At 61.1% G+C, this 10,293-nt stretch carries 8 protein-coding genes; 1 reads left to right on the top strand and 7 read right to left on the bottom strand.

Features of this window, described 5'->3' with window-relative positions; genetic code table 11:
* Window positions 1-740: MFS transporter (locus tag VN887_15110; GenBank protein ID HXT41337.1), on the top strand; the 740-nt coding region annotated here is incomplete at its 5' end.
* 81 nt (window positions 741-821) lie between these two features.
* Here the strand turns inward: VN887_15110 and VN887_15105 are convergent.
* From VN887_15105 to VN887_15075, 7 genes are all read right to left on the bottom strand, one after another.
* Entirely contained in the window at window positions 822-1,913 is a 1,092-nt protein-coding gene (locus VN887_15105; protein HXT41336.1) for a hypothetical protein, read from the bottom strand.
* 227 nt (window positions 1,914-2,140) lie between these two features.
* Window positions 2,141-3,085 carry a ferritin family protein gene (locus VN887_15100; protein HXT41335.1) on the bottom strand — a complete coding sequence of 315 codons (945 nt, stop codon included), beginning with the start codon at window positions 3,083-3,085 and terminating at the stop codon, window positions 2,141-2,143.
* 15 nt (window positions 3,086-3,100) lie between these two features.
* On the bottom strand, window positions 3,101-4,342 hold the full coding sequence (locus VN887_15095; GenBank protein HXT41334.1) for a M20/M25/M40 family metallo-hydrolase: 1,242 nt from the start codon (window positions 4,340-4,342) through the stop codon (window positions 3,101-3,103).
* A 51-nt stretch (window positions 4,343-4,393) separates the two neighbouring features.
* Window positions 4,394-5,632, bottom strand: a complete 1,239-nt coding sequence (locus tag VN887_15090; protein HXT41333.1) for an NAD(P)/FAD-dependent oxidoreductase — start codon at window positions 5,630-5,632, stop codon at window positions 4,394-4,396.
* 189 nt (window positions 5,633-5,821) lie between these two features.
* A complete protein-coding gene (locus VN887_15085) occupies window positions 5,822-7,420 on the bottom strand; it encodes a di-heme oxidoredictase family protein (protein ID HXT41332.1) in 1,599 nt (532 codons plus the stop codon).
* 292 nt (window positions 7,421-7,712) lie between these two features.
* The gene (locus VN887_15080) at window positions 7,713-8,276 is read right to left on the bottom strand and encodes an ECF-type sigma factor (protein ID HXT41331.1); all 564 of its coding nucleotides are present in this window, start codon (window positions 8,274-8,276) and stop codon (window positions 7,713-7,715) included.
* A gap of 107 nt (window positions 8,277-8,383) precedes the next feature.
* On the bottom strand, window positions 8,384-10,293 hold a 1,910-nt coding region (locus tag VN887_15075), incomplete at its 5' end, for a WD40 repeat domain-containing protein (protein HXT41330.1).

Genomic DNA, 10,293 nt, shown 5'->3' with positions numbered 1-10,293 from the left:
TGGGCGGCCTGACGCTGCTGACCACACTGGCGACCCTGGGCGGCCTGTTGTCCCTTCCCACCTGGGGCGCGCTGAGCGACCGCTTCGGCAACAAGCCGGTGCAGATGGCCTGCGCGTTTCTCTGGACCGCCGTCGCGCTGGTCTCCTGGTTGTTTGCCGGGCCGCACCGTTACCTGCACTTGCTGGCGACTTACTTCTTCGTTGGCGGGGCAACGGCGGGATTTCAACTGTGCCAGTTCAATCTGATGGTCAAGATGGTGCCCACCCGCAGCAAGGCGCCCTACATCTCCGTGTTCCTCGCGGTCACCAGCCTGCTGACCGCGCTCGGGCCGATCATTGGCGGTAAAATCCTGACACTGCTGCCCGACAACCTGGGAACCTTTCTCGGCCAACCCATCCTCCGGTTTCACATCGTCTTTCTTGCGTCACTCATTCTGTGCCTGCCGACAATACATGTTCTCCAACTGATGAAAGAGCCGGCTGAACGGCCGCTGGGCGAACTCGTCCGCATCATGCGCACGATGCGCGAGTTCAATCCGGTGGTGGGACTGGTCTCCATCGCCCAGGTCATGTTCACGCCGCGGCGCTTGAGCCGGTTCGCCGAGGAATCGTTGCGCAAAATCCGCCGCCGCACCGCCGACCTTGGAGAAGTGGGCGAAGAACTTGTTGACTACGGATTGCGCACTCTCAAACAGCAATTTCCAAAGGACGAACACAAACCCGATCATCATCAGGACTAGCCGGTCGCGTTGCGGCGATTTCACACGTCACCCGGCGGTTTAACCAGACGACATCCGATCGCACCGGAGACCAAACCATTTTCAACGCGAAGCGGCCGTTACCGCCGCGTGCCCCAGGCCAAACTGGTCTCCCATGTTCACCACCTTGCCATCGCGAAAGTGAACTTCAATGAACTTCGAGCCGCATACCGGCTTCCCGTTCTCGTCCTTGAGCGTCGCGACGATCTTGCGCGCGTGAGCGTCAATAACGTCGGGTGTGTGGCACCACGCGTAACGGCCGTCGAGGCTGAATGTCACCCAGCCGTGGCCGCCCTGACTGAGATCGACGTGGCCGGTTTCCTTCGGCGGCGTTTGCGTCGCATCGAAGATGAACAGTTTCCTCCCTTCCTGATCGCTGATCCAAAGCTCCTTTTCATCCGGGGTAAGCGCTGCGCCATGCGTTCGATGCGCGATAGGTTCACTCCCGGCCAGCACACGATGCGGGACTTCACCGGTCTGCAAATTCACGACATCAAACCCGACGTGCTTGCCGAGACAGACGTACGCGTATCGGTCCCGGCCGTCCACGGTGAACGGAAATACGCCACTCTCTCCGACGTTGTTGATGTTGCGGACGAGCGAATCGTCGCCTGTGCGGAATACCCAAAGGTTCGTATCGGTGCCCAGATACGCGAAGCGACCATCCAAACTGGCAATGCTATTGTGTGCCGCGGGACCAGCGGGGATGCGTTTGATCAATTCCCCGTTGTCCGGATTCACGACCAGCAGCCCGCTGTTCGGCCCTTTCCACCACCAGCCCGTGGGCACGTACAGCTTCCTGCCGTCGGGCGTGATGCAGGCGCGGTCACAGCCAAGGTCGTACTGTCGCTCCCAAAGGACTTTCTCCGTCTCCAGATCGAACGCTCCGAGGCGTCGGTTGGTTGTGGTGTAGTAAACCGCGTGGCGTTTTATGTTTCCGCAAAAACCACGCAAGCCTTCCTTGAACGGGATGTCAATGCGGCGGACAAAGCGATGGCCGTCGTCCATGTCGAACACAAGAATGCCTTTGCCTGAGCCCCCTTCCTGCGCTCCGTCAGGCGTGCTCAGATAGAGATAGCGCTTCAGGCCCGATTCAGCAGCGTTGAGCGAAGGCGCCAAAAGCAGGACCAGGAGAGGCAGAATGGATTTGCGCATGGCAGAAGTTTATCCCGCGATGAACGTGACACGTCAAGCCGACGGGAATGCTGTTCCGTCCAACACGATACCCGGTTGGAAGCGAACCGCCGTGAGTGACCTCGCCAAAGCATCGGACGGAATTCCCACGATCTCATCGGACGATAGCAGCCTGGCGGAATCGCGACTTTCTTCCAAGCGGCAAGCGACGCGACCGGGATCATCCGACAGGCTACGTTATGGCGCTCTCAGGAACTGCCGATCAGGATTCCCACCAAGAACACCAGGACACCGCCGAGAACAACCTGCAGGACGGCGGACGACCAGGGCGTATCCATGAACCTGTGGCGAACCCACGAAATCACGCCCAGTTCGACCAGAACCACGGCTCCGGCGATGCCCGTCGCCGTATTCACATTTGGAATCAGATAGGGCAGCGTGTGTCCGATGCCGCCAATCGTGGTCATCAGTCCGCAAACGAATCCGCGCGCCCACGGATGCCCGCGGCCGGTCAGACTGCCGTCGTCTGATAGCGCCTCCGCGAATCCCATGCTGATGCCGGCGCCGACGCTCGCCGCAAGACCGACCAGAAACGTCGCCCAACTGCTGTGGGTGGCGAACGCCGCGGCAAACAATGGGGCGAGGGTCGAAACCGAGCCGTCCATCAGACCGGCGAGTCCGGGTTGGATGACCTGAAGCACGAAGAGCCGTTTCTGCCTTGCCGATTCCTCGTCGCTCAATTTGGTTTCGGCAATCTGTTCCGCGGCGTGCGCGTGGTTTCGTTCCTCTTCCGCCAGGTCGCCCAGCAACTGGCGGATGCCGGCATCTGTCGCCCGGCGCGCGGCGGCTTCGTAAAATCGCTTCGTCTCCAGTTCCATGGTTTCAGCCGCCTTTTGCACGGCCTTGAGCCCGAGCGGGCGCACCAGCCAGACGGGACGACGCTGCACGAAGCCGCGCACATCCTGCCGCCGGATCAGCGGCACATGATCGCCGAAGCGTTGCTTGTACAACTCCAGCAAACGATGACGATGTCCGTCTTCCTCTCGCCGGAGTTCCTTGAACTTTTCAGCCTGTCCAGGGTGGTTCTCTTTCAGGCCATCCGCGAAGTCGTCGTAAACGCGGGCGTCTTCTTCTTCCAGCGCGACAGCCAGGGCGAGAATCTCCTGCTCCGTGAGCGTTTCAAAGGATCTCATAAACCTGAATGAGTTTTATCCGCCGGCGCGACCCTGCCCGACAAGTTTCAAGATCGCGACCGTGTTCAATGCCGCCTTCGGAACGAACGATGGCACTTCCACGTATTCGGGCAGCTTCGCCCCGTCCGCACTTCGTTCGGAGCAATGATCGTTGTCGCCCCACGGACCCAGTCCATCGAGCGTGGGCACCGAGTCCCAGATCAAATTTCCGTCGCTCAATCCGCCGCGTTCCTCGACATTGACGCGGACGCCCAACTCCACACCGGCTTGCTGCCACAATGCCGCGAGACGGTCCGTGTCCGCATTGCGCGGCCAGGGACGGCTCTCGCTGAGGATTTCCACCCTGACTTCGCACGAATGCCGGTCCACGGGACTCTTCACCTCGCCGGGGCCGGCAAGGGCCAGCAGGGCCGCCTTGCCCTGCGCGTAAACGTCCGGCGTGAACGCGCGAAATTCACCTTCCGCAATCGCTTCATGAGGCACGCGATTCAAAACGGTCCCTCCCGAAATGACGCCGACATTGAACGTCAGATCACGCGAATAATCCGTGAGCGCGGCAATCTTCTGCACCGCGTGGGCAAGTTGCACGGTGGCATTCGCGCCGTGCCGATGCTTTCCACCCGCGTGCGCACCCCGCCCCGAGGCGGTCACGCGCCACGTTGCCCTGCCCTTGCGCGCCACCACCAGCAACCGTTCCTCGCCAAGCCTGCCTTCCGCCTCGAACACCAGCGCAGCCAGCGTCTCCCGATCAAAGTGATCACGGCATAGTTCCCCGAAGTCGTGCGACAACGTTTCTTCGGATGAATTCCAAAGCAGCTTCCAGGTGATGTCCTCAAACATCTCCGGCGCGTGCGCGTGCAACGCAGACAACGTCAGCCACATCATCACCGTGCCGCCCTTGATGTCGTGCGTGCCCGGGCCATAGATGCGATCACCCTCCGGCTGCCAGCAAAAATTGTTTCTTTGCTCCTCCTCCGGTGGAAATACCGTGTCGAGATGTGACACCATGGCGATGCTCTTCTTCGTCCGACCGCGGCGCGTCAGCACCAGATGGTCACCGTAGTGAGGGTTGATCGACGGCACCGTCTCGACCGCAAAACCAAGGGGAGCGAACGATTCCGCCGTCAACCGGCCAAGTCTGTTCACCCCCTCGCGATTGCTGGTGAAACTGTTGACTCCGACCATCCGCCGCAGCATCTCCAGCGCGGCGGGCATTTGGTGATTCAGGAATTCCGTGAGCGGAGCTGTACTCTGCATGGCGCAATCGTGGTGCAAGTCGGCTGGCTGTTCAACAGGCGTTTCTCCGCATCAGTGCCCGTTTTCGCCGCCCATCGCCTGACCGGCAATCCACCCGGTCGTCCAGGCCGCTTGAAAATTGAATCCACCGGTGATGCCGTCAATATCGAGCAATTCGCCCGCAAAATACAGGCCGGGGCAGGTCCGGCTTTCCATGGTCGCGAAGTCAACTTCGCTCAAACGCACGCCGCCGCAGGTGACGAATTCGTCCTTGTTCAGGCTCTTGCCCGAAACCTGAAATTCGGTCCTGAACAACTGCTCGACTAGGCGGTGTTGCGCCGCGCGCGTGAGCGCGGCCCACCGCGTGTCGCGCTTGACGCCGGCGACGAGAACGAGTTGCTCCCAAAGCCGCGCCGGAAGCGCTGGCAGCGGCGTGTTCACGACAAGTCGCGCGGGCTCGCGATCGCGCAAGCCACGAAATTGTCCGGCGATTTCCTGTTCGGCGAGGTCCGGCAGCCAGTTGACGTGAAGCGTGAAGTGATAATCAAGGTGATGGAATTGCCGTGCGCCCCATGCCGACAACCGAAGGATCACCGGTCCGCTCAAACCCCAATGCGTCACCAGAAGAGGTCCCCGCTCCCGCAATCGCGTTCCGGGGACGGAAGCTTCCACCGACGCGACCGAAATGCCCGCCAGCCCCCGCAGCCACGGGACACTGATATGAAACGTGAACAACGACGGCACCGGCGCCTCCAGGGTATGTCCAAGCGACACTGCAAGGTGCCCTGCCGATGCGGCGCGGCACCCGCCGGTGGCCAGGAGCAAGCGGTGGCACGACATCGATTCGCCGTTCGTCAGGCCCAGTTCAAATTCGCCGTTCTCATGCCGGACCACGCTTCCCACGCCGCGGTTCAACAATAACTTCACGTTCGCGGCCTTGGCCGCGCGCAAGAGACAGTCAATGATGGTCTGCGATGAATCGGTCGTGGGAAACATCCGTCCATCGCTCTCGACCTTCAGCCTTACGTCGCGGGATTCAAACCAGGTGACGGTATCGCCCGCGTCAAAACGTTGGAATGGCCCGATCAACTCCTGTTCGCCACGTGGATAGCGCGTCGTAAACTCGCGCGCATCGAAACACGCGTAAGTCACATTGCAGCGCCCGCCACCCGAGATACGGACCTTGGTCAGGAACTGCGGTCCCTTCTCCAACACCGTGACCTCGGCTTCCGGCATCGCTTCGGCGCACGTGATGGCAGCGAAGAAACCCGCTGCTCCGCCGCCAACGACAATGACCCGCCGAGAACGCATTGCGGGAAATTAGCCGGACCCTCCGCCAAAGTCTCTCACCAAGAGCAATCGCCTCCAACCACGCCGTTGCCTGTAAGGGGCAGCGCTATGGGGCCGCCCCTGGCCCTTCGTGGACCTTCAACGATTGCTCCATCGTACAGAAGACAGTCTCCGGGCCTGCCTTCTTCAAAGCGCGCTTCGATTGCCCTGTTATTCCGGATCGCTTGGATCGTTGAACAGCACCGACAGCGTGATGCTGCCGTGACCCGCCTGCGGAAAGTTCGGATCGCTTCTGTTGCCAGGATTCAGGTTCGAGGCCGTGTCATCCGGCGGGAACAGCACAAGCGATTGCAAAAACTCCAGCAGCGCACCGCGGTCGTCGTCGTCGATCCGGTCGAACATCGACGCCTCGTGCTGCGCCTCGCCGCCGTGTCTCAGGATGACTTCCGTCAGGTTGATGCTGCGACCGTCGTGGCCATAGGGAGCGCTGCTGCCGACACCCCACAGCGGCGTGGTGAGGAATTCCTTGCGCGTCGTGCCATCGTAATTCCGCTCGTAAAAATTCGGCCCGAGATCGTGCCGCTTGAAGTCCGTGAAAATATTTTTCACAAGGAACGATCCGCCTTTCGGCGACTTCACCGCGGGAAATCCGGAATTATCATCGGTGCTGTTGAACAGCGGGTTGATCGTGGCGAAAAGGCCGTTGAAGTTGCCCTTCGCCGGGTTGAAGACCGTCTCCACGTCAGCCACCCGGCGGTCGTGTTGGATGAGCAGGTCGGGGATGTGGCAGCGCGCACAGCCGATCTGGTTGAACGCTCGCTGGCCTTTGATCACCCTCCGTGTCTGTTCGTAGGTCGCCGGCTTGAAGTAGTTCAAAAGGTAGAACTCAAGGTGATCCACCAGACTCGTCGGAATTTCATTTTTCACACCGTCACCATCAGGATCGGCGTCAGGATCAGACGCGGGCGGCGCCTCGATCTGATCGGTCGAACCGTCCAGCACCATGCCGGATGGAGTGACGAAGCGCCCGCCGGCTTTCGCCGCGGCCAGTTCGGGATCAACAGCCTGCAGGCCCATCTCGTCGTTGAGCGCGCCAACGATGAACTCGCGGATGGAAATCTTTCCGCCGTGCGCGAAGAACGGACGGACGCGCAGATCGGCGTCAACGCCGCGCACGTTGGTCGTGTCCACGGAACCTTCGGGTTTGGCGACAAGCGAGCCGTAACTGATGCCCTTGCTGGACAACAGGACCGTCACCGGTTGGTGGGAACTCGCCGCCGTGGCAATTCCCTGAGCGCGCTGGCGCCGCAGGTCAGCGGTGATTTCATCCGCGAGCATTTCCTTCAGGCCGAGACCGAACAGATGCGACGCGTCGCGACTGTCCGGGCGCGTGGCCACGTCGCCGCCAAAACCCGCCGCGCCGCGCGGTCGGCCGTGGCAGGCGGCGCAACTGTCCGCCAGCCCGGCGCCAATCGCGAGGACAGTGTTCACGTCGCCCTTGCCATCCTGCACACGCGGGCCGACACCCTGCTCGACGGTAAATTTGCGCTGGAACAACTGTCGTCCACGCCGGATGGAGCGGAACGGATCACGCGCAATGATGAACGCGGAGGATCCTGGTGTATGGATGTCGCCGCGGCCCGCGCCGGTCTCGTCGGCGAGCGATTTGGCGATGCCCTCGTTGGCGACGTTAGGCGCCAGCGTTTTGTCAATCAGCTGCGCGTTTGCAATCGTCGCGAGAAACGCAAGCCCGATAACCCCTGCGCACCGGCCGTGGTTGGTCGCTCGCTTCACCAATCGCTGGTTCATCTTCATACAATCTCCTTTTCCGAAGTTGTTGCTAATCTGCCTGAGTGCGCCGACCGGTAACGCACTGACGAACAGCGAACTGGCCGCTCGGCCATTTGATTTCGCAGACGTTTTTCAGGCGTTCAGGGCGGGCGGATTTTCCCACCGCCCATCAATGCGAGATTTCCGTCAGAAGAGGGCAATTTATTTTTCCAAGGCGGAAATCTGGAACGCCGGAATGAGCCCGGTGCCGGGCCAGATTGTGGGGGAGGATTGGCGGCACCTCCGCAATCCGGGTCAACCGCGTGAAACTTTAGCTGTCGGCGGCAGTCGTAATCTCGTGGTACAGCCAGGCGCGGGCGTGAGTCCAATAGTACTTCGCCGTGCGCTCCGAGATGCCCAACGCCCCGGCAGCTTGTTCATTGGTCATCCCCACAAAATACCTGAGCTTCACCACTTCGGCTTCGAGCGGATGCGCCTCAGCAAGTCTGCCGAGCGCCTCATTCATCGCCAGCAGCTGGTCGTCCCCATGCGGGGAGGCCAGATCCGCTTCCTCAATCTCCACACGGCGTTGGCCGCCGCCGTGCCTCAGGGCACGTTTGCGGCGCGCTCTGTCGATGAGAATACGCCGCATCGCCTCAGCCGCCGCGGCAAAAAAATGGGCCCTGTTCTCAAACCTCGGATTTCCGCTCGCGACCAGCCGCAACCAGGCTTCATGCACCAGCGCCGTCGGCTGAAGGGTGTGTCCGGCGGCTTCGTTCGCCATCTTGCACGCCGCGAGCTGGCGCAACTCCTCGTAAACCAACGGCAATAATTGCTCGGCCGCCCGCACATCGGCGGAGTCGATCACGTCCGGTAAATGCGTGGTTCCGCTCATCGTTTGGCGCTACAGATTGCCCTGAAGACTGGCAAAAATGAGCATCAATGTCAAAACAGGATAGGCCCGGACCCCGGCGTTTGATGCCCGGCCACGAGGGGCCATGATCAGTTGCTCCTTCGTTTTTTCTCCGCCTCCTGTATCTCCGGCCAGGCCGGCGCGGTCCAGAAATGAATCACACTGTTCCAGTTGCGCGCCGAGATTGTGTTCCCGTCCGGAGAGAATTTCAGGTCCGAAAAGAATGAGCCCTGGCCTGAAAGCGTGGCGACTTCTTCGTGCGACTGGAGGTCCCATATCTTGATCGCCTCCTGGCCGTTGCTGCCTGCCGCCACGCGTTCGCCATCGGGCGAAATGGCCACAGAGTGGTAGCCCAGCAGGACCCCGTGCAGGAGCGCGACACGCGTTGCGGCTTCCGTGTTCCAAAGTTCCACTGTTCCATTCTCGCTCGCCGCGGCCAGTGTTTTGCCGTCAGGCGAGAGGTCCACGCCGATGAGGCGGTCCTCGCCTCTAAACTGGCGGCTGTGTTCCGGATCTTGCGCAGGAATCAGTTGAATCCATCCTCTGCCGTTGGCTGCGGCGATCAGCCCTGTTTCTGGAGAAACCGCCCGGAAGTTTTTGTCTGCATCCATCTCCCAGGAACGTATCTCCCTCCAGGTTGCGACGTCCCATAGTCGGTACATGTGGTCTGTGCCGTAGGCGAGCAGATTCCTGCCGCCCGACAGAAACACCGGGGTAATGGCGGAAATGACATGGGAATCAACGTCCAGGTTTGTGATCACACGCTGGCCGGGCATCTCCAATACCTTTGAACGCGCTTTGGTATCGATTGCAACAAGCAGGCGCATATCAGGCGAAAGGACAAAGCTAACGATGTTCGAAATTGCAAAGGCCGGTTCGATGGCGGGTTGAAGCGTATTTGCGTCGTAGAGGATCAACTTCCCTCCTTGAAGAAGGACAAACCATTTCCCATCCGGCGAGTACGAAGCCCCCCACCATGTGCCGGCTCGCCGCAGGGTGCGATAAGCCGGCGGACGATTGGTCGAAGAGCTGAGATCCCAGAATACAACTGAGCCGTCCTTGGAACCGCCGGCCAGCCATCGGCCGTCTGCCGAAACGTCTATCGACCACAATTCCCCACCCTGACCGCGAAGCGTTCGGACCGGCTCACGAGTCGCCAGGTCCCACAGCCGAACGGTCCGATCCGCGCTTGCCGAAGCCAGTGTTTTCCCGTCGGGCAGCAACTTCAGACAGCTGACCCAGCTCCGATGCCCGTCCAGTTTGCCAGCCAGATGCCCGGTGGCGACGTCCCAGAGTTTGACGGCGCCCTCGGCGTACCCACCTCCGGTGATCAGGGTCCGGCCGTTCTTCGAGAGTGCCACCGCCGTGGTGAGCTCGTCACTGACCGGAAAACTCGAATCGGACGACCCATCAGTGCTGGCTATCCTTACCCTGCGCGGCTCTCCGGCCACGACGTGAGCGAAGCGGGTTCCATCTTCCGTGGCGCTGAACACGGTGCCCATCGCGTACGCCGGAGCCCTGGCAGTGAAGCGGGCCAAATTCGAGCCGCTCTTCACGTCCCAGACCGCCACGGTATTCGATCCGTTCCATTCGCAGGTGAACAGCCGTCCGTCCTGCGTAAACGCAAGGTCACGGAGACCTTCGTTCAGAGGGAGGCGATGCGTCTCCATTCTTGTCCGACTATCCCAGAGTTGAACGTACCTTCCCTGATTCACGGCGTCGCAGTATGCCAGAATGTTCCCCGTGCGGGCGAAGGCGAGCTTGCCGGTGCCGCCCGGCTGGGTCTGCCGATGGAAAATCATGCTTCGCGTGGCGATGTCCCACACCGTGATTTCACTGCCCCACGTCCCGACCGCGAGCAACGACCCGTCGGCCGAAAAGGAGACCGAGACGATTGCATTTGTGCGCTGACAAAGTGTGAACGACGCATCGCTCTGACAGAACTGCCATAAATACCGCCATTCCCATCCGCGGAGGTCCTGCTGGCCGGGCCCGGGAC

Origin of the sequence: Candidatus Angelobacter sp. (assembly GCA_035607015.1) — a bacterium.
Lineage (GTDB): Bacteria > Verrucomicrobiota > Verrucomicrobiia > Limisphaerales > AV2 > AV2.
This window is presented reverse-complemented; position numbering and strand designations above follow the sequence as displayed.